This window comes from Streptococcus sp. 27098_8_70, from assembly GCF_041432215.1.
GTDB lineage: Bacteria > Bacillota > Bacilli > Lactobacillales > Streptococcaceae > Streptococcus > Streptococcus oralis_CP.
This window is the reverse complement of record NZ_JAPVZD010000001.1, coordinates 1084380-1108198: the sequence shown is the minus strand read 5'-3', so window position 1 is coordinate 1108198 and position 23819 is coordinate 1084380. Positions and strand designations below refer to the sequence as shown.

Here is a 23819-nt window from a genome sequence, read left to right as displayed (position 1 = left end):
GGTAGAAATGTATAAAGTTTTATTAGTAGACGATGAGTACATGGTGACAGAGGGGCTCAAGCGATTAATCCCCTTTGAAAAATGGGATATGCAAGTCGTCGCAACAGCTAATCACGCAGATGATGCTTTGGACTATATTAAGAAAAATCCAGTAGATGTGGTCATTTCCGATGTCAACATGCCAGATAAGACCGGACTTGAGATGATTAGGGAAATGAAAGAGCTACTTCCAGATACCTATTATATCTTGCTGTCTGGTTATCAGGAGTTTGAGTACGTTAAAAAAGCCATGAACCTTAGTGTTGTGGATTATCTGGTCAAGCCAGTAGACAAGGTGGAGTTGGGCAATTTATTAGAAAAAATTGCGCAACAGCTTCAGGAAAAGGTGGAGCAAAGTCAGACCCTCAGTCAAGAATTGGATGAGACAGGATTTACGAACTACCTGTCAGGTAAAGACAGCTGGTGGATTGGTCTATCCAAGGAAAAGCAGGGTTCTTTTACCATTCCTTACTATGTTTTGGGGCAAGACTGGCAGATTTTCATCTCTGATCAACCGCTCGATGGCATCGTCGTGACACCATTTGAAGCACCCTACCAGCAGTCCTTTGAGAATTGGAAGATCAACGCTGAAAAAGCCCTCTTCTACGGTTCAGTTAATCTAGAAAAATCCGAGAGTTTGTTTGCCTATTACGAGCCGATTTATCGGGTGATTATCCAAGGGAATATCAATCAAATCATCGAAGAATTAACCTTGCTAGAGAAGGTCGTCTTGGAGAATACCCCGCGCGTGGCTATCACGAAGCAGCTCTTTACCCAGTTTGTCATGGATGTCTTTCATTTGTTTGAACACCTAAAAGCAGATGATATGACCGAGATTGTCAAAGCTATCCATGCCATTAACACCTTTGAAGAATTGGTTGCCTATATCAAAGAAACCTTGACCAAGTTCTTTGGCCAGTATCGCATGAATGAAAATGTGGTGAGCGTTCTGGAGGTGATTGGGCGTGATTATCAGAAAGAGCTCTCACTTAAGGATATTAGCAAGGATCTCTTTATCAATCCTGTCTATCTCGGTCAGCTGATCAAGAGGGAAACCAACTCAACCTTTGCGGAATTGCTCAATAAACAGAGAATTAAGGCAGCGCAGCAACTCTTACTGTCGACCAGTGATAGCATCGAAGATATTTGCTATGCAGTTGGCTATAGTAATGTTGGATATTTCTATAAGGTTTTCCGTAAATTGTGCGGAAAATCACCGAAAGCTTATCGGAAACAAGTTGAAACTAGCTTGTAAAAGTTGTATTCCTGTACAAAAAATGCTATAATGTTCAAAATATCTTTTGGAGGAAAACATGAAAAAGAATCCTATTTATCTTTGGGTTTTGTTAGTCTTATCAGCCCTCATTTCATCTATGTCATTATTTGGAATCTTGAGTCCATTGCCAAGTAAAGATGTGCTTCGTGCTAGCCTGGCGAATAGCGGGACGCTTACTGCTCAGCAATTAGAAGACACAGTCAACTATACTTACCAAGTAACAGCGTCATCGCACTCTATTTTTAATACGTTGTTGATTGTTTTATCTGCAATTTTAGTTGTAGTAGCTTTTGTATTTCTCCTACGTAAAAATGTGCAATTCGCAAACTATGCTTATATTGGCTATGTTCTACTAGCGATTGTTGGTTTGGTTTATAGCTATATGAATGTTCAAGATGCGGTTCAATTAATCAAAGATTCTACCCTCGGCCTAGGAATGGGAGCATTTGCACAAGGAACGAATATTTTGTTCATCATTATCAATGTTCTCTTTTTAGCCTTAGTCTTTTACAAGATGTGGCGCCAACAAAAAGATTTGGCCGAAGAAGTCGAAGCAGAAGAAGTTGCCTAAGTATTGACAAAAAAGGACTATCAAGTTACAATCTTGTTAGTTCTTTTTAAATCGTAAACAAAAAATCGAGGTCAACATGAAAAAAATATCCCTAGTGTATATCAGTCTGAGTGGGAATACAGAGAGTTTTGTAACCCGACTCAAGGACTATCTCTTGTCTCAGTATGAGGGAATTGAGGTCCAAAAAATCCATATCAAGGATTTGGTCAAGGAAGGCCAAGAATTCTTTGAAATGGAACATCCCTATGTCGCTTTCTTGCCGACCTATCTGGAAGGTGGAAATGGTGTCGATAACGGCGATGTTGAGATTCTAACGACTCCAGTGGGCGACTTTATCGCTTATGGAGACAATGCTAGTAAGTGTTTTGGGGTAGTGGGATCTGGTAATCGCAATTTTAACAATCAATACTGCCTAACAGCCAAGCAGTACAGCCAGCGTTTTGGTTTCCCCGTTCTAGCAGATTTTGAAATGAGAGGCATGCTGGGAGATATTAAAAAAGTCGCAGCAATCATTGCAGACTTGTATGAGTTAGAGACAGAAAAATAAAGTAGTACTGAGGGGCAGTTGAGATTTTCAACTGCTTTTGAGTATGCAAAAAGCACCCTGTCAGGGTGCCATTTTATAAACTATCCTGCTTTTCCGATGGCAAGTGCATAGATAAAGAAGATAGCGAAGCCAAAGAGGAAAATCAATCCTGCGATAGCGAGGAGTTTTAGCCAAGAAGGAAGATTTTTATTCTCACGTGTCACCAATACATAGTTCAAAAGAGCGAAGAATGGTGTTGTCAGGAAAGAACCGATCATGGCAAAGCGAAGCATGGTGGAAACTTGACCAGCAAAGAATTTAATAATTACGATACCAATGATAGCGGTAATGGTCATCCAGATGTTCAAAGATTTGCGAGAATCCTCTTTTTGACGAATCAAGAGTCGCAGCGATTCCTGATTGACACGAGAGTAGCCATCGATAACGGTGATGACCGTTCCAAAGATACAGAGAAAGGCGATAAAGGTGATCAAATAACGGGACCATTCTCCAAGAACAGAGGCATACATACCCACAAATTGAGAAATGTACTTGGCTGAAGCTGCTTCAACTGCTTGTCCTGTAGGATACTGAATCAGTGCTCCTAGTGCCACGAAGAATACAGCTAGGATAGCAGTTCCAATGTAACCAACGTTAAAGTCGAAAAGGGCGTCCGCTGTATTAAAGTTGACGGTCTTTTTCTTTTCAGCAGACCAGAGTGAATTGACGGCTGAAATTTCAATAGGGGCAGGCATCCATCCTAAGAGGGAAACGATAAAAGGGAGTGCCGCCATTTGCCAAGGTGTCTTTTCGACAAAATCAGAGCTGTATTCTGGATGTTTAATTGCTGCAATGATAACTGCAAGAACTGTTGCAATGGTCAAAGCGGACATGATCCATTTTGCCATACCGTCCAATAGTTTGTAGCCACCAAAGAGTAACATAGCCCAAATGACTGCAACAAGGATAAGGGACCATTGAGTGATGCTAAGACCGATCATTGGGAAGGCACTGGCGATGATAGCTGAGCACAGAATGGCAACACCAGCTGTGTTGACCATAGCTGAAAAGACATTGAGGATAAAGAAAATCCAGAGATAGAGTTTTCCTTTTTCGGCATAACCTTCCACCAAGGTTTTGCCAGTGTCGGCAGTATATTCGGCACCAAAACGGAAAAATGGATATTTAAAAACATTGGCCAAGATAACCAAGAGGAGTAGTGACCACCCATAAGAACCACCAGCTTGAGTAGAGGATACAATGTGAGAACCTCCAACGGCGGCAGAAGCCATGAGGATTCCTGGCCCCATTGCCTTTAGTTTGCTTGCCCAGGTTGACTGGTTTGATAACGTAACTTGTGACATAATAAACACTCCTATTTTTGAATTTTCAGAATAATCTGAATAGATAGCTACTATTCTACAAAAAACTTAAAGGAAATGCAAGAATATTTTGAAAAAATACAGAAAATTACAGAAAACTTTACATGCGTTAATGAAATTTCTCCAAGGAGAATATGGTTAAGACTAAAAAATCCGAGAAGAAAGCTTCTCGGATTTTGATTATTTCAATTGATCTGTGACGTCTTTTGAGAGCAACATTCCCAGATGGTAAGTTTTATTGATATGTGCAATGACATCATTGATATTTTCAGTCGTGTGAATTTTCTCTTTGATGTCAGACCTAAATGTCTCGTCCTTCAAGAGTTGCTCTTGGTAGAGTCTTTGAAGTCTTTCTTTCTCGTACTTATTGAGCAGAAAAAGGAAAACCAAGCTAAGTACAACGAGGATATAAGCATATTGGCTCATAGGAAATCTCCCAGTGTGATAAATAAATAGTATAAGTGAATAAATTGTTTCATTAAACAGCTGCAAGGCCGAACAAAATATAAATGTTATTTTGCCTCAATCTTTCAGATTGCTTTGCAATCAAGTGATCTGAAAGATTACATACAATCAATATGATTTGATTGACCAATTTAGTGAGGTGTTTAGGCAAGTGTCTCTGGTTACGACGTAAAGAAACATAAATCGACAATATTTATGTTTCTTTACTAGTGAAGCAGTTAGCTAGTCCGCATATAGCGGCTAGCGTCTAACAATTAGGAACTTTAGTTCCAATTGTTAGTGCTGAATCACATCTTCTCCGGCGCTTCTACTCCGAGCAAACGAAGAGCTTCTTTGAGGACGACTGCGGTTGCGTAGCTGAGGGCCAGACGACTGTCGCGCTCAGGACTTTCATCTAGGATACGTGTATGTGCATAGTACTTGTTAAAAGCTTGAGCCAAACTAATCGCAAATTTCGCAATGATAGAAGGTTCAAAGTTATCTGCTGCACGATTGATAATACGTGGAAAGTCTTGGAGTAGTTTAATGATTTCCCAGCTTTCAGCATCATTCAGGCTGTAGTTGCCAGATGTATCTGGTTTGAAATCGGCTTTGCGCAAGATAGATTGGATACGAGCGTAGGCGTATTGAACGTAAGGTCCAGTTTCCCCTTCAAAGGATACCATAGCTTCAAGGTCGAAGTCATATCCATTTGTACGGTCGGTCTTAAGATCATAGAACTTGATAGCCCCGACTCCAACAGCGTGGGCAACCTGGTCTTTATTTTCTAACTCAGGATTTTTCGCTTCGATTTGGGCCTTGGCACGACTAACAGCCTCTGCAATAGTAGGCTCTAGCAAGATGACATTTCCTTTACGAGTAGAGAGTTTTTTCCCTTCTTTTGTTACCAATCCAAACGGAACATGGACAATGTCTTGGCTCCAATCGTATCCCATCTCTTGTAGTACTGCCTTGAGTTGTTTGAAGTGGGCAGATTGCTCTTGACCAACAACATAGATGGATTTTGCAAATTGGTATTCGTTTTTACGGTAGAGGGCTGCAGCCAAGTCACGTGTGATATAGAGAGTTGCACCATCAGATTTTTTGATAAGAGCTGGATGTTCAATTCCATATTTCTCAAGATTGACAACTTGAGCCCCTTCTGACTCAACAAGAAGTCCTTTTTCAGCGAGAATGTCTACAACAGCATCCATCTTATCATTGTAGAAGGCTTCTCCGTTGTAGCTGTCAAATTCGACTTGCAATTCATTGTAAAGACGGTTGAATTCCACTAAACTTTCATCACGGAACCATTGCCAGAGAGCGAGGGCTTCCTCATCTCCATTTTCCAGTTTGCGGAACCATTCGCGTGCTTCTTCATCCAAGCTAGGATCTTTTTCAGCTTCAGCATTGATGCGAACGTAGAGTTTAAGAAGTTCATCGATTGGATGCGCTTTAACGGCTTCCTCATTTCCCCATTTCTTGTAGGCAACGATCAACATTCCAAACTGTTTACCCCAGTCTCCCAAATGGTTGACCTTGACCGTTTGATAGCCGATCTTTTGGAAAATATGTGACAAGCTATCTCCGATAACCGTTGAACGCAAGTGCCCAATAGAGAATGGTTTTGCGATATTGGGACTAGACATGTCGATGACGACATTTTCTTGCTTGCCAATGGTTTGGTCGGCATAGTGTTCTTTTTCAGTGATAACATCCTGTAATACCTGAGCCGAAATAGCAGATTTATCAAGGAAAAAGTTGACGTAAGGTCCAGTAGCGACAACCTTTTCAAAGGCTTGACTATTGATTTTTTCAGCAATATCTGTTGCAATCATTTGCGGAGCTTTACGCTCGACCTTTGCTAGAGAAAAGGCAGGGAAGGCGATGTCTCCCATTTCTGAGTTTTTAGGTGTTTCCAGTAAATTTAAAATAGCCTCTTGATCCAGGCTATCAATGACGCTAGCCAACTCGCTAGCAATCAATTCTTTTGTATTCATAAGGGCTCCTTTTGGGCTTTTTTACTATTTTAACACAATTTACTACATTTTTTGAGAAAGAAAAGAATTTTTTTGAATTATCTATTTTTTTTGGTATAATGTAGTTATAAAATAAATGTAAAACTTGTTATAAATATTCACTTAAGAGGATAATATGAGAAAAAGAGAACGGCATCAATTGATTAAAAAGATGATCACCGAAGAAAAACTTGGGACACAAAAAGAGATTCAAGATCGTTTAGAAGCTCGTAATGTTTATGTGACACAAACGACTTTGTCACGTGATTTGCGTGAAATCGGCTTGACCAAGGTTAAGAAAAATGATATGGTGTATTATGTACTAGCAAATGAGACAGATAAGATTGATTTAGTTGAGTTTTTGTCTCATCATTTAGAAGGAGTTGCAAGAGCTGAGTTCACCTTGGTACTTCATACCAAACTTGGGGAAGCTGCAGTCTTAGCAAACATTGTAGATGCAAACAAGGATGAATGGATTTTAGGAACGGTTGCTGGTGCTAATACCTTATTGGTTATTTGTCGAGACCAGCACGTTGCCAAGCTGATGGAAGATCGTTTGCTAGATTTGATGAAAGATAAATAAGGTCTTGGGAGTTGCTCTCAAGACTTATTTTTAGCAAGGAGAGACGGAAAATGGCAACAGAAAAGTTATCACCCGGCATGCAACAGTATGTGGATATTAAGAAACAATACCCAGATGCTTTTTTGCTTTTTCGGATGGGTGATTTTTACGAGTTGTTCTATGAAGATGCAATTAATGCAGCACAGATTTTAGAGATTTCCTTAACGAGTCGGAATAAAAATGCAGAAAATCCGATACCCATGGCGGGTGTCCCCTATCATTCTGCCCAGCAGTATATCGATGTTCTGATTGAGCAGGGCTATAAGGTAGCCATAGCCGAGCAGATGGAAGATCCCAAACAAGCAGTTGGTGTTGTCAAGCGAGAGGTGGTCCAGGTCATCACACCTGGAACGGTCGTTGATAGCAGTAAGCCGGATAGTCAGAATAATTTCTTGGTTTCCTTAGATTGTGATGGCAATCAATTTGGTCTGGCTTATATGGATTTGGTGACGGGTGACTTTTATGTGACAGGTCTATTAGATTTCACGTTGGTTTGTGGGGAAATCCGTAATCTCAAGGCTCGAGAAGTGGTGCTGGGTTATGACTTGTCTGAGGAAGAAGAACAAATCCTCAGCCGTCAGATGAATCTGGTGCTTTCTTATGAGAAGGAAGGCTTTGAGGATATTCATTTACTGGATCCACGACTGGCAGCTGTGGAGCAAGCGGCAGCTAGTAAGCTCCTCCAGTATGTTCACCGTACCCAGATGCGAGAATTGAACCATCTCAAACCAGTTATCCACTATGAAATTAAAGATTTCTTGCAGATGGATTATGCGACCAAGGCTAGTCTGGATTTGGTTGAGAATGCCCGTTCAGGCAAGAAGCAGGGGAGTCTTTTCTGGCTTTTGGATGAAACCAAAACAGCTATGGGCATGCGGCTCTTGCGCTCTTGGATCCATCGTCCCTTGATTGATAAGGAACGAATCGTCCAACGTCAAGAGGTGGTGCAGGTCTTTCTTGACCACTTCTTTGAGCGTAGTGATTTGACAGACAGTCTCAAGGGTGTTTATGACATCGAACGTTTGGCTAGTCGGGTTTCTTTTGGCAAGACCAATCCAAAGGATCTCTTGCAACTGGCGACTACCTTATCTAGTGTGCCACGGATTCGAGCGATTTTAGAAGGCATGGAGCAGCCTGCTCTAGCCTATCTCATCGCACAGCTGGATGCCATTCCGGAGTTGGAGAGCTTGATTAGTGCTGCGATTGCTCCTGAAGCTCCTCACGTGATTACGGAAGGTGGCATTATCCGTACGGGATTTGATGAGACCTTAGACAAGTACCGTCGTGTGCTCAGAGAAGGGACTAGCTGGATTGCTGAGATTGAGGCTAAGGAGAGAGAAAACTCTGGCATCAGTACGCTCAAGATCGACTACAATAAAAAAGATGGTTACTATTTCCATGTGACTAATTCGCAACTGGGAAATGTTCCAGCCCACTTTTTCCGCAAGGCAACACTGAAAAACTCGGAACGCTTTGGGACAGAGGAGTTAGCCCGGATCGAGGGAGATATGCTGGAGGCGCGTGAGAAGTCAGCCAACCTAGAATATGAAATCTTTATGCGTATCCGTGAGGAAGTCAGCAAGTACATCCAGCGTTTGCAGGCTTTAGCCCAAGGAATTGCGACGGTTGATGTCTTGCAAAGTCTCGCAGTTGTGGCTGAAACCCAGCATTTGATCCAACCTGAGTTTGGAGACGATTCACAAATTGATATCCAGAAAGGACGCCATGCTGTCGTTGAAAAGGTTATGGGAGCTCAGACCTATATTCCAAATAGTATCCAGATGGCAGAAGATACCAGTATTCAGCTAATTACAGGGCCCAACATGAGTGGGAAATCAACATACATGCGCCAGTTAGCCATGACTGCGGTTATGGCCCAGCTGGGTTCTTATGTGCCGGCAGAAAGCGCCCATTTGCCTATCTTCGATGCTATCTTTACCCGTATCGGAGCAGCAGATGACTTGGTTTCAGGTCAATCAACCTTTATGGTGGAGATGATGGAGGCCAACAATGCCATTTCGCATGCGACCAAGGACTCCTTGATTCTCTTCGATGAATTGGGACGGGGAACGGCAACTTATGACGGGATGGCTCTGGCCCAGTCCATCATCGAATACATTCATGAACATATCGGAGCCAAGACCCTCTTTGCGACCCACTACCATGAGTTGACCAGTCTGGAGTCCAGTTTGGAACACTTGGTTAATGTCCATGTGGCAACCTTGGAGCAGAATGGGCAGGTCACCTTCCTTCACAAGATCGAACCAGGACCAGCTGACAAATCCTACGGTATCCACGTTGCTAAGATTGCTGGTTTACCAGAAGAACTTTTAGCAAGGGCGGATAAGATATTGACTCAACTGGAGAATCAAGGGACGGAAAGTCCTGCTCCAATGAGACAAACAAGTGCTGTTACTGAACAGATGTCACTCTTTGACGCGCCTGCAGAGCATCCTATCCTAGCAGAATTAGCTAAACTGGATGTATACAATATGACACCGATGCAGGCTATGAATGTCTTGGTCGAGCTCAAACAAAAGTTATAAAAAAATCCCACTCACATTTTTGTGAGTGGGATTTTCTCTATTACTTTTTATGGGCCAAGAGTTGATTGATGTGGTCTACTTTTTTAGCTTCTCTTTTATAGAGAATAGTCCAGATGATGAGGTAGACAATCGCAAACTCTGGAATAAGCTGGAGATAGAAGGTCCAGTGGAAGGGGAACCAACCAGCCAGAGTTGCTAGTGGAACAAAGCCAGCCAGCATGAGGAAGAAATGGGAAAGTGTGGCACGGAGCAAGCTCCAGTCACGGCTGAATAAACGACTGCCAAAGCTAAAGAGAACACCGATAGCTGACCAGATGACCATACAGTAGAGCAAGACTAGAGCACCGTGAACCTGATGTTGAGCCATCGCTTGGCCGATAAGAGACTCGGGGCTTAGTGGGGCATAGGTATTTGGTGCATAAATGAGTGAAAAGAGGATAGAGAGGATGAGGCCGATAAGTACACCAGCGGCTGCATCGTGAAAGATTTGTTTTTTCATAGTTCTAATTTCTCCTTGATGGTTTTTAGGTAACGGCGTGAAGAGTAGGTGAAGCTTTCATTTTTTAAGAAAATTTCAACCAGACCGTTGGGCGTGAGCTTGAGATGAGAGATGGAGTCGATATTGACGATTTCTGATTGGGAAATTTGGATAAATGTGGTCGGCAGAATGTCAAGAACTTGATAGAGACGCAAATCAATAGTGTAGGTATGAGATGCAGTTTCTGCAAGAACCTTGCGATTCTCGATATAGAAGCGTTGAATCTTGCTAATCTTAACTAGATAGACCTGGTCATCAATCTTTCCTTTGATTGTTTCTTTTTGGTCAAGATTTTCTGCGAACTCGATGACTTTCTGGACTTTTTCGGTCGGCTGAGGAGTTTGGACAATCAGCTTTTCCTCCTCATAAGTCTCCTTAATCTGTAGTTCTACTTTCATAAATTTCCCTCCTTACATTTCATACAAAATTGTGATCACTTCCTGTACACCTTTATTAAACACTATTTTACGACCCATGGCAAGAGCTTTTGTCTATGTGGAGAGATTTGGAGTCTATGTGGTATTTGCTTTTTCTGGTAACATCTGAAATATGGTATAATAGCACTAATCAATTTCTAGGAAAATAGATACAGAAAGGGGCTGAAAGATGTCTCATATTATTGAATTGCCAGAAGTGTTGGCAAACCAGATCGCGGCAGGAGAGGTCATTGAACGTCCTGCCAGTGTGGTCAAAGAGTTGGTAGAAAATGCCATTGATGCGGGTTCTAGCCAGATTATCATTGAGATTGAGGAAGCTGGTCTTAAGAAGATTCAAATCACAGATAATGGTCATGGAATTGCCCACGATGAGGTGGAGTTGGCCCTGCGTCGACATGCGACCAGTAAGATAAAAAATCAAGCAGACCTCTTTCGGATTCGGACACTCGGTTTTCGTGGTGAAGCCCTGCCTTCTATCGCTTCTGTCAGTGTGCTGACTCTGTTGACAGCGGTGGATGGTGCGAGTCATGGGACTAAGCTCGTTGCGCGTGGGGGTGAAGTTGAGGAAGTCATTCCAGCGACTAGTCCTGTGGGGACCAAGGTTTGTGCGGAGGACCTCTTTTTCAACACACCTGCCCGCCTCAAGTATATGAAGAGCCAGCAAGCTGAGCTGTCTCATATCATTGATATTGTCAACCGTCTGGGATTGGCTCATCCCGAGATTTCTTTTAGTTTAATCAGTGATGGCAAGGAAATGACGCGGACAGCAGGGACTGGTCAACTGCGTCAAGCCATCGCAGGGATTTACGGTTTGGTGAGTGCTAAGAAGATGATTGAAATTGAGAACTCTGACTTAGATTTCGAAATTACAGGTTTTGTGTCTCTGCCTGAGTTAACCCGAGCAAATCGCAACTATATCAGCCTCTTCATCAATGGCCGTTATATCAAGAACTTTCTACTCAACCGTGCTATTCTTGACGGTTATGGAAGCAAGCTCATGGTAGGGCGTTTTCCACTGGCTGTCATTCACATCCATATTGATCCTTATTTGGCAGATGTCAATGTGCATCCGACCAAGCAAGAAGTGCGGATTTCTAAGGAAAGAGAACTGATGGCGCTGCTTTCAGAGGCTATTTCAAATAGTCTCAAGGAACAAGCCTTGATACCTGATGCTTTAGAAAATCTTGCCAAGTCGACCGTTCGTAATCGTCAAAAGGTAGAGCAGACCATTCTCCCACTCAAAGAAAATACGCTTTACTATGAACAAACAGAAGTAACAAGACCGACTCAAGTTGAGGTTTCAGACCATCAAGTAGGCTTGACTGAAGAAAGACAGGATTTAACCCTGTTTGCCAAGGAAACCTTGGACCAGTTGACCAAGCCTGCAAAACTGCATTTTGCAGAGAGAAAGCCAGCTAGCTATGACCAACTAGACCATCCAGAGTTGGACCTTGCTAGTCTCGATAAAGCCTATGATAAGCTGGAGCGAGAAGAATCATCAAGCTTTCCAGAATTGGAATTTTTCGGACAGATGCACGGGACTTATCTCTTTGCCCAGGGGCGAGATGGACTCTATATCATTGACCAGCATGCAGCTCAGGAGCGGGTTAAGTACGAGGAATACCGTGAAAGCATCGGCAATGTTGACCAGAGTCAGCAGCAACTCTTAGTGCCCTACATCTTTGAATTTCCTGCGGATGATGCCCTTCGTCTTAGAGAAAGAATGCCTCTCCTAGAGGAAGTAGGTGTTTTTCTAGCAGAGTATGGAGAAAATCAATTTATCCTGCGTGAACATCCTATTTGGATGGCCGAAGAGGAAATCGAATCTGGTATCTATGAGATGTGCGATATGCTCCTCTTAACTAAAGAAGTTTCGATCAAGAAATACCGAGCAGAGCTGGCTATCATGATGTCCTGCAAGCGGTCGATCAAGGCCAATCACCGTATCGATGACCATTCAGCCAGACAGCTCCTTTATCAGCTTTCTCAATGTGATAACCCCTACAACTGTCCACACGGACGTCCCGTTTTGGTGCATTTTACCAAGTCAGATATGGAAAAAATGTTCCGACGCATTCAGGAAAATCATACGAGTCTTCGTGAGTTGGGGAAATATTAAGAACACAAAAAGCCTTTGTTCCTTTTGAACAAGGCTTTTTAGTTTTTCTAAGGTGGGAACTTGATTGGACATGGGCAACTTGACACGATATTTACACTTGCTTGACAAGACCAGTTCTATAAAAATGTTGTGAAAACTGAATTAGGTGATTCCAGGCTTTGTAGAATCGTCGTTGTCTGAAGGAGTCTCAAGACCAATGACCTTATCAAGATAACGTTGTTTGGTTTTGAGAACCTTATTGATAGCGACAGCAGAAGCGATTAAGAGAACGAAGGTTAGCCAGATCCAAGCGGTGAATTCAGCTGGAAAACTAGAACCGGCTAAAAAGAGATAGATAGCCAGAGCCAATACAAAAATATAAATCACTTGCCAAAGACCAAAGGATTTAACCTCTTTATAGTAGTTGTCCTTGTCTTCCTCCAAAATCACTGCCGTTGAAGATTTTTCAGAGTTTTCATCCAGTAAGAGATAGTCAGTTGTCACTTGAAAAATCTTGCTTAATTCAATAATTTTTTCGATTTCAGGAAGTACTTGTCCAGACTCCCATTTGGAGATGCTTTGCCGAGAAACATTGATTTGTTCTGCTAGTTTTTCTTGGGACCAACCTTTTTCCTTTCTGAGCTCAAATAGTTTTTCTGCGAGTTTCATTATTCTATCCTCCTTTTTCTACTTCTATCCTAACAATTTTTACTTATTATGAGAATACAATCCCCTGTACTATTTGTCAACCAGAGGTTGCACTTGTGTTTGCAGTTTTCAGCAAAAAAATATGATATACTAGGTAAGAAAAAGCGAAGAAATTATGAAAAAGGAATGAAAGATGAAAGAATTTTTTGCCCTCCCCAAGCAAATTCAAATGCGGGAATGGATGAGCTTTGTAGCACGGATTTTAGAGAGTGCCATTACTCCTTTTATGGCCATGTACTATGTTCAATATTTTGGAGCCTTTTGGGCGGGGTTATTGATGATCACAACCAAACTCATTGGTTTTTTAGCTGGGCTGTATGGTGGACATTTGGCGGATCTTTGGGGACGTAAGAAAGTCATTGACTGGGGAAACTTTGGTCTTGCGAGTGGCTACTTTCTTGTGCTGCTGGCAAATATGCCTAATCATATTTTTCCCTTTTTGACTTTTGTCGGAATGTTGCTGGCAGAGGCCGCAGGAACTTTCTCTTGGCCGGCTATTGATGCGATGATTATTGATTTGACCGACGAGCAAAATCGCCGTTTCGTTTATACGATTAGTTATTGGTTTGTCAATGTATCCGTTATGTTAGGAGCAGGGCTTGCAGGTTTCTTTTACGACCACCATTTTTTTGAGTTGCTTCTGGTTTTGACGGTGATTAGCTTCTTGAATTTTTTCCTCGCTTGGAAATATTTTTCAGAAAGCAAACCAGCTAATCTGGTCTTTGAGCATGGTAGCAGTCCTTTGGCAACTGTGAAAAATTATGTTTCTGTTTTTCAGGACAAAATTTTCCTACTTTATACGTTAGGGACTGTATTTAATGGTGTTATCTGGTTGCAAATTGACAATTATATACCCGTTCATTTGAAAGAGTCATTCATCGCGAGTAGTATTTTCGGTATTCATATTTCAGGAGCTAAGATGCTCAGTATCATGGTCTTTATCAATACCCTGATTATTGTTTGCTTCATAACGACTGCCAATCGTTTGACCAAGGAAATGAAGCTCATACCGCAGTTTTTATTGGGAAGTATTATCTTTGACTTGGGTATGCTTTTCACCATTGTCTTCAGGAGTTTCTGGGCTCTGTTTTTGCTAGCCATTCTCTATACTATGGGGGAACTCATCTGCATGCCGCCAAGCCAAGTTTTGCGGGCGGAAATGATGAATGAGAATAAGCTCGGAACCTACTCAGGTTTCCTTAATATGGCGCAGCCTTTAGCGTCTATTTTAGCGGGGGCGATGATTTCTATCAGCGCTGCAACAGGTGCTGTAGGTGTTTGGCTCGTTTTTATTGTGTGTGCAGTACTTGGGTTGCTTCTTATCATCAGAGCAGCGCATTTACAAGGAATTGCAAATCAATTATAGAAAGTGAAAATTATGTACGAATATCTAAAAGGAATCATTACCAAAATCACTGCTAAATATATCATCCTTGAGGCAAATGGTATCGGTTATATCTTGCATGTAGCCAATCCCTATGCCTACTCAGGTCAGGTCAATCAAGAAACTCAGATTTATGTGCACCAAGTTGTTCGTGAGGATGCCCATCTGCTCTACGGTTTTCGCTCAGAAGATGAGAAAAAGCTCTTTCTCAGTCTGATCTCGGTCTCAGGGATTGGTCCTGTGTCAGCTCTTGCTATCATCGCAGCTGATGACAATGCTGGCTTGGTTCAAGCGATCGAGACTAAGAACATCACCTACTTGACCAAGTTCCCTAAAATTGGCAAGAAAACAGCCCAGCAGATGGTGCTGGACTTGGAAGGCAAGGTAGTCGTGGCTAGTGATGACCTTCCTTCCAAGGTCGCAGTGCAAACCAGCGCTGAAAACCAAGAACTGGAAGAAGCTATGGAAGCCATGCTGGCACTGGGCTACAAGGCGACTGAACTTAAGAAAATCAAGAAATTCTTTGAAGGAACGACGGATACAGCAGAGAACTATATCAAGTCGGCCCTTAAGATGTTGGTCAAATAGGAGTATAATATGCCAAAACGCTGTGGTTGGGTAAAAATGAATAATCCCTTATATGTAGCCTATCATGATGAGGAGTGGGGGCAACCCCTTCATGATGACCGCGCTCTTTTTGAACTGCTCTGTATGGAGACTTATCAGGCTGGTCTGTCTTGGGAAACGGTACTCAACAAACGCCAGGCTTTCCGAGAAGCATTTCATGGCTATCAAATTCAAGCGGTCGCGGAAATGACAGATGGGGAGTTGGAAGCCTTGTTAGAGAATCCAGCCATCATCCGAAATCGTGCCAAGCTCTTTGCGACGCGTGCCAACGCCCAGGCATTTTTACAAATCCAGAAAACCTTTGGCTCTTTTGATGCTTATTTCTGGTCCTTTGTTAAGGGGAAAACGATCGTGAATGATGTTCCTGACTATCACCTAGCACCTGCTAAAACAGCCTTGTCTGAAAAATTAGCTAAAGATCTAAAAAAACAAGGTTTCAAGTTCACAGGCCCAGTTGCCGTTTTATCTTTTCTACAAGCAGCAGGTTTGATTGACGACCACGAGAATGATTGCGAGTGGAAAAGCGGAAATAAGTGAGTGCAGGCGTCTAATTATCTGAGAATATAGAAAAAGCTGAGATGAGTTTCTCAGCTTTTTGATTATATGCTAGTAATTTTTATAGTGCAGTGAGAAATGTCAGTCCACCTAAGACAACGCCGGCTGAGTTTGGAATAATTAGTATCCAATCCTTCTTAGGTTCTTTTGTCCATCCGTAAATAACCCAAATTAAACAAGATACTGCTGCGGATAAAGGCTGAAATGGTTGAGCCTTGTTGCCTTGTAAATTGGCAAAAATTTGTGGGATGTAGGCGATAAATACAATAATCCCGATAAAGGCCCCGATTGAACCGACAATTTGATTTATTTTTTGTTTAGTCATATACACCTCCTTTAAAAAGATATCATAGAAATAAGCAAAATGCAATAAATTCAGACACAAATTGTAACGAAAATCAATACCAAAGCACAAAAATGGAGAAATTGTTTATTTTTTGTTATAGTCAAAGCGAATGACTTGCTTCTGTGTATCCACATAAGCGTGAACGCCAAAGGGCACAATGGCTCTTGGAGTTGCGTGACCGACATTCAGATTATAGACAATCGGGATATTGTTATCAATGATATCCAATAGTGCTTCCTTATAGTCGTCATAGAAGGTTTCATCCATTGGCTTTCCGACCAAGAGTCCACTGATAACCCCAAATATCCCCGTGTCCTTTAAAGTCCGCAACATTTTTTTGAAATCATCAGGTTCAGGCTTTTCTTCGCTTGTTTCTAGCAAGAGAATCTTTCCTTCCCAGTCACATAAGTCAGGGAAGAGTCGGTACTCTTGGCAGAGGTCCGTGCTGTCTGCGTATCGAGAATTGTCAAAGATATCATAGAGGGACTCAAGGCAACCACCGAGAATTTCTCCCTCAAACTGAGCATTTCCTTGCAACAAATCAAAGCCTGTATTTACATGACTGATACGAGCTGTTCCCAGAGCCTTGGGACTAAAATCAGTCCGTTCCTCATACCAAAGGTCGCTAGGGCGGATTTCTGAGATTCTTCCCGTCTCGATCAATTCTTTAAAGTAGTGGAGACTATAGGGCAACATCTCCTTGTCCAATTCACAAATGTCTGCTAGAAAGGATTGCCCATAAAAAGTCTTGATCCCTAGTTTGTGCAACATAAGGTGGTTCATGGTTGTATCCGAGAAGCCAAGAAAAATCTTTTGTTGGATAACCTTTTGGAGCTGGTCGTTTTCAAAAAGGTAGGGTAGCAAGCGATAGGTATCATCCCCACCGATGGCGCATAGGATCATGTCGATGCTATCATCAGAAAAGGCCTGCATCAAATCCTCTGCACGTGCCTCCGGATGGTCCTTGATAAAGTCTAAGCCTTTTAGCGAATGAGGTAAAAAGATAGGATTGAGTCCCAAATCCTTGAGACGTTGAATACCCAAATCGACTTCGTGTTTGACAAAATCCTCTCCGATAACACCACTAGACAAACTCACGATACCAATAGTAGAAACCATATCTCATCCTCCTAGAAATTGATTGAGCCTATTTTATCATAAAAGATGGGAGAAAACTATAGGGATTGGGGGTAGAAGTTCTATTGGATATCAAGAAAGCAAGAAAAAAGCAACCGCTAGTGCAGTTGCTTATCGTTTTACTAATCTGTAATCTCACTAGATATGAGTTACTTGGTTAACTCTTGATTATAGGAGAGGGCTAAATCAATCCAGTAAGGAAGTTCTTTTTGACCTTCAATATCTAGGTCTATATAGCCATGATAAGGTCGCCCTCTCATCAATGTAGTACGAGCTCCTGTTCGGGGTAGAACTTGCTTTTCCATTTCTTTGCCAATTCTCACCATAACCAGCTCGTCCTTTCTGGAACTGACTGTAAGAACCATTTTCCCACGAATCATAAAGGCCAGGCCACCAAACAGTTTCTTTTCTTCTAGCTCTTCTTCGAAAATTTGGGGAGGAAGTTTGAGTGCTAGAATTTTTCGAATCTGCTGTGCTAAGGATTGACTATATGCCATAGCGTTTCACTTTTCTTAATAACGGGATGGGCCTGCGCTTGCGCTTCGGATATTGAAGCGTTTCTTGAGATAGAAGCGAAGGGCGAGAAGGGCTGCTCCTAGGACAGCCAAAGGCAGTGGAGCAAGAATTGGATTGAGAGCTGCTGGTAGGAAGCTTGTTGCGAAGAAGACAGCCAACCAGAGAAGCATAGCAGCGAGGATGACGAGGATTGATTTCCAGAAAGGAGGGCGCTGGCTACGATCTGTGTCTGGTCCATAATACTGGTAGACAAAGTAGTACATCAAGTAGAAGGCCACCCCTCCAACAAGTCCAACCAACAAGAGGGTAATCAAACCATAGCCAATAGCCTGGTCTGTAGAGAAAAAGTTGGTCAGAGCGCTAACCAGTGCAAAGAGACTGGTGATAAAAAGGGCTGAGTCCATAATCATGAGTTTTGGATCATCATTTTCTTTTGGATGCTCTTTTTCGTACTGTTCCTTGACTGTGAAACTGTGAGCCCAGTGAGTTGGAGCGCCATAGAGGGAACGAGCTGTTGTTCCTTTGCCTTGCTCTTCAAGGATTTTAGGAATGACTTCCTCAAAAACAGCCTTGATTTCAGCATCTGTTTTGCCATCTTTGATAAATTGCTGGGTAGCAATATGGATAAACTCTTGGTTTTTCTTAGTTAATTTTTGTAGATCAATCTGAGACATAGGAATTCCTCTTAGAACCATTTCTTATGGATGAGATAGAGAGTGAGCGAAACACTCATAGCAAAGGCGATAAAGACGATTAACCAGAAGGCATGAGGCTCACCGTTCAAAGGGATTTCATTATCCTTAAAGTTCATCCCGTAGGCTGAGAAGATCATGGTTGGGACAGACATGACGATGGTCACGAGAGCCAGGGTCTTCATGATGTTGTTCTGGTTGTTGGAAATGATAGAGGCAAAGGTCTCTGTCATAGAGTGAAGGACGTTTCCATAGATATCTGCCATCTCAATAGCCTGTTGAGTTTCAATCAGGGTATCCTCAAGTAGGTCTTCGTCCTCTAAGTATTTTTTGATATTGCTGGTTGCACTGGTCAATTTCTTAATCACGCGCTCATTTGTCTTAAGTGAGGCCTTGAAATAGACGATGGTCTTTTCCAATTCCATGAGTTCGATCAGTTCTTCGTTTCGAGTAGATTTGTGAAGTTGACTTTCGATCTGGTCACTCTTACGGTCAATCGAACGAAGGGCTGTCAGGTAAAGTTCAGCGTTGCGGTAGAGAATCTGGAAGATAAAACGTGAACGCATGAAAGTGTAGAAATTGCGCAGTCTACGGTTGATAAAGACATCGAGAACGGGGAGGGGTTCCAAGCAGGTGGTGATAATGGTTTCCTCGGTGATGATAATCCCCAGTGGAATCGTAACGTAGTAGGTACGATTGTTTCTTTCTTCTGTGATGGGAACGTCCACGATAATCAAAGTGTACTCATCTTCGATGGTAATACGGGACATTTCTTCCGCATCGAGCGGTGCTCGAAGGTCGGCAATGTCAATGTCGAAGGCGTTAGCGATTTCCAACGATTCATTTTGTGTAGGATTGACGAGGTTGATCCAAGTACCCGGTTCAAGCGTGTCGATCTCTTTAAATTCCGTTGTTGTTGAGAGAAAAACTTGTTTCATATCCCCTATCCTTTCCTACTATTCAGTGATTCATTTTTTGCACCGTACTATTATACTATAAAAACAGCTTTTTGGGTAATAGAATTTCACATTTTTTGGTATAATGGAAAGCAATAATGGACTAGAAAGAACAAAGATGCAAGATAAAATTGTGATTCATGGGGCACGTGCCCATAACTTAAAAAATATTGATGTGGAGATTCCGCGAGACAAGCTGGTTGTTGTGACTGGTTTGTCAGGGTCTGGGAAATCCAGTCTGGCCTTTGATACCCTCTATGCTGAGGGCCAACGTCGCTATGTAGAGAGTCTATCAGCCTATGCTCGCCAGTTTTTGGGCAACATGGAAAAACCAGATGTAGATGCCATTGATGGTCTCAGCCCAGCTATTTCCATCGACCAGAAAACGACTAGTAAAAACCCGCGCTCGACCGTTGGAACGACGACTGAAATCAATGATTATTTGCGTCTCCTCTACGCACGTGTGGGGACGCCTTACTGTATCAACGGGCATGGGGCTATCAAGGCTTCTTCTGTGGAGCAAATTGTGGATAAGGTTTTGGAATTGCCAGAACGCCAACGTCTGCAAATCTTAGCTCCTGTCATTCGTAAGAAAAAAGGGCAACACAAGAGCGTCATTGAAAAGATTCAGAAAGACGGTTATGTCCGCGTCCGTGTGGATGGGGAAGTTTATGATGTGACCGAAGTGCCAGAGTTGTCGAAGAGCAAGCAACACAATATCGATGTCGTGGTCGACCGTATTGTCATCAAGGAGGGCATTCGTAGCCGTCTCTTTGATTCCATTGAGGCTGCCCTTCGTATCGCAGAAGGTTATGTCATTATCGACACTATGGACGATTCTGAGTTGCTCTTTTCTGAGCATTATGCCTGTCCAGTTTGTGGTTTTACAGTACCAGAGTTAGAGCCTCGTCTCTTCTCCTTCAATGCCCCGTTTGGCTCGTGTAGTGAGTGTGATGGTTTGGGCATCAAGCTGGAGGTGGATGTTGACTTGGTGGTTCCTGATACCAGCAAAACTTTGCGTGAGGGAGCATTAGCACCTTGGAATCCTATCTCATCCAACTACTATCCAAATATGCTAGAGCAGGCCATGACAGCCTTTGGAGTGGATATGGATAAGCCTTTTGAGGACTTGTCAGAAGAAGATAAAAACTTGATTCTCTATGGCTCAGATGGCAAGGAATTCCATTTCCACTATGAAAATGAATTTGGCGGTGTGCGCGATATCGACGTTCCTTTTGAGGGAGTTGTCAATAATATCAAGCGCCGTTACCATGAAACTAATAGTGACTACACCCGTACCCAGATGCGTCTCTACATGAATGAGCTGACCTGCGGAACTTGTCACGGCTATCGTCTCAACGATCAGGCCTTGTCTGTTCGTGTGGGTGGTGAGCAAGGGCCACATATCGGTGAAATCTCAGATTTGTCTATCGCAGACCATTTGGAGTTGGTGAGCCAGTTGACCTTGTCTGAAAATGAAGCGATTATTGCTCGTCCCATTCTCAAGGAAATCAAGGATCGCTTGACCTTCCTCAATAACGTGGGACTTAACTATTTGACGCTGTCACGTTCGGCAGGAACCCTGTCAGGTGGGGAGAGTCAGCGAATTCGCTTGGCGACTCAGATTGGTTCCAACTTATCAGGTGTTCTTTATATCCTGGATGAGCCGTCGATTGGACTCCACCAGAGGGATAATGACCGCCTGATTGCTAGCTTGAAAAAAATGCGTGATTTGGGCAATACTCTCATCGTGGTAGAACATGACGAAGATACCATGCGCGAGGCGGATTATCTGATTGACGTTGGTCCAGGTGCCGGTGTTTTTGGTGGAGAAATTGTCGCTGCAGGTACGCCTAAGCAGGTGGCCCGTAATAGTAAGTCTATCACAGGCCAGTACTTATCAGGAAAACGAGCCATTCCAGTACCAGCAGAGCGCCGTGCCGGAAATGGTCGTTTTATCGAAGTGACAGGTGCGCGTGAGAACAACTTGCAAAATATTACCGCTCGCTTCCCGCTAGGAAAATTCATAGCAGTGACAGGGGTGTCAGGTTCAGGGAAGTCGACCTTAATCAACAGCATCCTCAAAAAAGCCATTGCCCAGAAGCTCAATCGCAATTCAGACAAGCCTGGTAAATTCAAAACCATCACAGGGATTGAGCATGTAGACCGCTTGATTGACATTGACCAGAGCCCGATCGGACGAACGCCGAGGTCCAACCCTGCTACCTATACAGGAGTTTTTGACGACATACGTGACCTTTTTGCCCAGACAAATGAAGCTAAGATTCGAGGCTATAAGAAGGGCCGTTTCAGTTTCAACGTCAAGGGTGGTCGTTGCGAAGCCTGCTCAGGTGACGGGATTATCAAGATCGAGATGCACTTCTTGCCAGATGTTTACGTGGCTTGTGAAGTCTGCCACGGGACTCGCTACAACAGTGAAACCCTTGAAGTTCACTACAAGGAAAAAAATATCTCGCAGGTCTTGGATATGACCGTCAACGATGCGGTGGAATTCTTCCAACACATTCCTAAGATTCAACGTAAACTCCAGACCATCAAGGATGTAGGGCTGGGCTATGTAACGTTAGGACAACCAGCTACCACCCTTTCAGGTGGAGAAGCCCAGCGTATGAAGTTAGCTAGTGAGCTCCACAAACGCTCGACAGGAAAATCCTTCTACATTCTGGATGAGCCGACGACAGGGCTTCATACCGAGGATATCGCTCGCTTGCTCAAGGTTTTAGCTCGCTTTGTCGACGATGGCAATACTGTTCTCGTCATTGAGCACAATCTGGATGTCATCAAGACGGCAGACCATATCATCGATTTGGGACCTGAGGGCGGTGTCGGTGGCGGAACCATCATCGCAACAGGAACTCCAGAAGAAGTAGCGGCCAATGAAGCCAGCTACACAGGACACTATTTGAAAGGAAAGTTACATCATGAATAAACGTGTGCAAGCATTTCTAGCTAAAATGCAAGAAAAAGAACTAGATGGTATCATCATCAACAACCTTAAAAACGTCTATTATTTGACTGGTTTTTGGGGTTCAAATGGAACAGTCTTTATCAGCCGTGACCGTCAGATTTTGGTGACAGACTCTCGCTATATCATTGCAGCTAAGCAAGAAGTGACAGGTTTTGAGATTGTGGCTGACCGCGATGAATTGGCTGTTATTGCAGGCATTGTTAAGGATATGGGCTTGTCTCGCGTCGGTTTTGAAGACGAGATTTCGGTCTCTTATTATCACCGTATGCAGGCAGCATTTGCAGGGATCGACTTGCTTCCACAGACTCAGTTTGTTGAAGCGCTTCGTATGATTAAGGATGAGGCGGAGATTGCGACTATTCGTAAGGCATGTTCTATCTCAGACCAAGCTTTTTGCGATGCGCTTGATTTTATCAAACCAGGAAAAACTGAGATTGAAATTGCTAACTTCCTTGATTTCCGCATGCGTGAGTTAGGAGCGGCGGGCTTGTCTTTTGACACAATCCTAGCAAGTGGCATCAACTCTTCTAAGCCCCATGCTCATCCAATGCACAAACCGGTTGAAGCAGGAGAAGCCATTACCATGGACTTTGGCTGTCTCTACGACCACTATGTCAGCGATATGACACGGACCATCTACCTCGGTCATGTCAGTGACGAGCAGGCAGAGATTTACAATACGGTTCTAAAAGCCAACCAAGCCTTGATTGACCAAGCTAAGGCAGGATTAGGTTTCCGTGACTTTGACAAAATTCCTCGTGATATTATCATCGAGGCAGGTCACGGTGATTACTTTACTCACGGTATTGGACACGGTATCGGACTGGATATCCACGAAGAACCCTACTTTAGCCAAACTTCCAAAGAAGTCATTAAATCTGGTATGGTCTTGACTGATGAACCGGGTATTTATATTGAAGGTAAATACGGCGTTCGTATTGAAGATGATATCTTAATTACAGATAACGGTTGCGAATTGTTGACTCTAGCGCCGAAGGAATTAATTGTTATTTAAGAAAATTAAGATAAATCATTGACTTTTATATTTTAAAGGTTTATACTGATAAACGAAAACGGTAGGTGAGGCTACCATAGGGATACGGATGACTACCGCAAAGCAGTGGAGACACTACTCGTTGGTCAACAGTCCTGGTCGCGAAGGCCAAGACTAAGCTCATTACATTGCCCTATGGAGTTAAAGCTTGAACGAAAAAACAGATAATTAGTTTTTTAATCCTGCCATTTTATGGTGGGATTTTCTACTGTTTTAGAACAAGGAAAGGAGACAAACGATGCAAATTGACGATCATCCAGAACCGCACATACACAGCCAATCGCTGATTTGTGTCGTTCTGCCCTTATAAAGTGATTGGTCTCTGTGTATGAAACACATCATTCATACAGATAGGAGA

At 42.9% G+C, this 23819-nt stretch carries 22 protein-coding genes and 1 riboswitch; of the genes, 11 read left to right on the top strand and 11 right to left on the bottom strand.

Annotated elements, in window-relative coordinates; translation table 11 throughout:
• Positions 1–7: 7 nt before the first annotated feature.
• From O3655_RS05215 to nrdI, 3 genes are all read left to right on the top strand, one after another.
• Positions 8–1294, top strand: coding sequence for a response regulator transcription factor (locus tag O3655_RS05215; RefSeq protein ID WP_000278905.1), 1287 nt, complete (start codon positions 8–10; stop codon positions 1292–1294).
• A 58-nt stretch (positions 1295–1352) separates the two neighbouring features.
• Positions 1353–1886 carry an ABC transporter permease gene (locus O3655_RS05210; protein WP_371641209.1) on the top strand — a complete coding sequence of 178 codons (534 nt, stop codon included), beginning with the start codon at positions 1353–1355 and terminating at the stop codon, positions 1884–1886.
• Between the two features lie 76 nt (positions 1887–1962).
• The gene (nrdI, locus tag O3655_RS05205; protein ID WP_000724244.1) at positions 1963–2433 is read left to right on the top strand and encodes a class Ib ribonucleoside-diphosphate reductase assembly flavoprotein NrdI; all 471 of its coding nucleotides are present in this window, start codon (positions 1963–1965) and stop codon (positions 2431–2433) included.
• An 80-nt stretch (positions 2434–2513) separates the two neighbouring features.
• Here the strand turns inward: nrdI and O3655_RS05200 are convergent, their stop codons facing one another.
• From O3655_RS05200 to argS, 3 genes are all read right to left on the bottom strand, one after another.
• Positions 2514–3776: an NRAMP family divalent metal transporter gene (locus O3655_RS05200; protein ID WP_101800238.1), complete on the bottom strand. Its 1263-nt coding sequence runs from the start codon at positions 3774–3776 to the stop codon at positions 2514–2516.
• A 198-nt stretch (positions 3777–3974) separates the two neighbouring features.
• On the bottom strand, positions 3975–4220 hold the full coding sequence (locus O3655_RS05195) for a hypothetical protein (protein ID WP_000084865.1): 246 nt from the start codon (positions 4218–4220) through the stop codon (positions 3975–3977).
• Positions 4221–4546: 326 nt separating this feature from the next.
• Positions 4547–6238, bottom strand: coding sequence for an arginine--tRNA ligase (argS, locus tag O3655_RS05190; RefSeq protein ID WP_371641208.1), 1692 nt, complete (start codon positions 6236–6238; stop codon positions 4547–4549).
• A gap of 154 nt (positions 6239–6392) precedes the next feature.
• Between argS and argR the strand changes: the two genes are divergently transcribed.
• Together argR and mutS are read left to right on the top strand one after the other, a co-directional pair.
• Positions 6393–6839 (top strand): arginine repressor, encoded by a 447-nt coding sequence (gene argR, locus O3655_RS05185; RefSeq protein WP_001231483.1) that lies wholly within the window; start codon positions 6393–6395, stop codon positions 6837–6839.
• A 50-nt stretch (positions 6840–6889) separates the two neighbouring features.
• Positions 6890–9424 (top strand): DNA mismatch repair protein MutS, encoded by a 2535-nt coding sequence (gene mutS, locus O3655_RS05180; protein WP_371641207.1) that lies wholly within the window; start codon positions 6890–6892, stop codon positions 9422–9424.
• A gap of 40 nt (positions 9425–9464) precedes the next feature.
• Here the strand turns inward: mutS and O3655_RS05175 are convergent, their stop codons facing one another.
• Entirely contained in the window at positions 9465–9923 is a 459-nt protein-coding gene (locus O3655_RS05175) for a DUF3021 domain-containing protein (protein ID WP_000743970.1), read from the bottom strand.
• Positions 9920–10360, bottom strand: coding sequence for a LytTR family DNA-binding domain-containing protein (locus tag O3655_RS05170; protein ID WP_000861944.1), 441 nt, complete (start codon positions 10358–10360; stop codon positions 9920–9922). Before O3655_RS05170 ends, O3655_RS05175 begins: the two co-directional genes overlap by 4 nt.
• Before the next feature lie 208 nt (positions 10361–10568).
• Here O3655_RS05170 and mutL point away from each other — a divergent pair, with 208 nt between their 5' ends.
• Positions 10569–12518: a DNA mismatch repair endonuclease MutL gene (gene mutL, locus O3655_RS05165; RefSeq protein WP_049478942.1), complete on the top strand. Its 1950-nt coding sequence runs from the start codon at positions 10569–10571 to the stop codon at positions 12516–12518.
• A gap of 141 nt (positions 12519–12659) precedes the next feature.
• Here the strand turns inward: mutL and O3655_RS05160 are convergent, their stop codons facing one another.
• Positions 12660–13166 (bottom strand): helix-turn-helix transcriptional regulator, encoded by a 507-nt coding sequence (locus O3655_RS05160; protein WP_308697287.1) that lies wholly within the window; start codon positions 13164–13166, stop codon positions 12660–12662.
• Between the two features lie 172 nt (positions 13167–13338).
• On the opposite strand from O3655_RS05160, the gene O3655_RS05155 reads away from it, so the two are divergent.
• The 3 genes from O3655_RS05155 to O3655_RS05145 are packed head-to-tail and all read left to right on the top strand — an operon-like array spanning position 13339 to position 15753.
• A complete protein-coding gene (locus tag O3655_RS05155) occupies positions 13339–14571 on the top strand; it encodes an MFS transporter (protein WP_268721053.1) in 1233 nt (410 codons plus the stop codon).
• Positions 14572–14583: 12 nt separating this feature from the next.
• Positions 14584–15177 (top strand): Holliday junction branch migration protein RuvA, encoded by a 594-nt coding sequence (gene ruvA / locus O3655_RS05150; protein WP_000273401.1) that lies wholly within the window; start codon positions 14584–14586, stop codon positions 15175–15177.
• A gap of 9 nt (positions 15178–15186) precedes the next feature.
• Positions 15187–15753, top strand: coding sequence for a DNA-3-methyladenine glycosylase I (locus tag O3655_RS05145; protein ID WP_308697286.1), 567 nt, complete (start codon positions 15187–15189; stop codon positions 15751–15753).
• A 79-nt stretch (positions 15754–15832) separates the two neighbouring features.
• Here O3655_RS05145 and O3655_RS05140 read toward each other — a convergent pair whose 3' ends face one another.
• The 5 genes from O3655_RS05140 to O3655_RS05120 form a co-directional block, all read right to left on the bottom strand.
• A complete protein-coding gene (locus O3655_RS05140) occupies positions 15833–16096 on the bottom strand; it encodes a SemiSWEET family transporter (RefSeq protein ID WP_000166112.1) in 264 nt (87 codons plus the stop codon).
• Between the two features lie 105 nt (positions 16097–16201).
• Positions 16202–17236, bottom strand: a complete 1035-nt coding sequence (locus O3655_RS05135) for an LD-carboxypeptidase (RefSeq protein ID WP_308697285.1) — start codon at positions 17234–17236, stop codon at positions 16202–16204.
• Positions 17237–17403: 167 nt separating this feature from the next.
• A complete protein-coding gene (locus O3655_RS05130) occupies positions 17404–17751 on the bottom strand; it encodes a TfoX/Sxy family protein (protein ID WP_007520826.1) in 348 nt (115 codons plus the stop codon).
• Positions 17752–17766: 15 nt separating this feature from the next.
• Positions 17767–18444: a DUF1129 family protein gene (locus tag O3655_RS05125; protein ID WP_308697284.1), complete on the bottom strand. Its 678-nt coding sequence runs from the start codon at positions 18442–18444 to the stop codon at positions 17767–17769.
• 11 nt (positions 18445–18455) lie between these two features.
• Entirely contained in the window at positions 18456–19400 is a 945-nt protein-coding gene (locus O3655_RS05120) for a magnesium transporter CorA family protein (RefSeq protein ID WP_000815616.1), read from the bottom strand.
• A 136-nt stretch (positions 19401–19536) separates the two neighbouring features.
• Between O3655_RS05120 and uvrA the strand changes: the two genes are divergently transcribed.
• Together uvrA and O3655_RS05110 are read left to right on the top strand one after the other, a co-directional pair.
• On the top strand, positions 19537–22368 hold the full coding sequence (uvrA, locus tag O3655_RS05115; protein WP_308697283.1) for an excinuclease ABC subunit UvrA: 2832 nt from the start codon (positions 19537–19539) through the stop codon (positions 22366–22368).
• Positions 22361–23422, top strand: a complete 1062-nt coding sequence (locus O3655_RS05110; protein ID WP_308697282.1) for a Xaa-Pro peptidase family protein — start codon at positions 22361–22363, stop codon at positions 23420–23422. Before uvrA ends, O3655_RS05110 begins: the two co-directional genes overlap by 8 nt.
• A gap of 55 nt (positions 23423–23477) precedes the next feature.
• Positions 23478–23629: riboswitch (M-box (ykoK) riboswitch) on the top strand.
• The last annotated feature ends 190 nt before the right edge of the window (positions 23630–23819 follow it).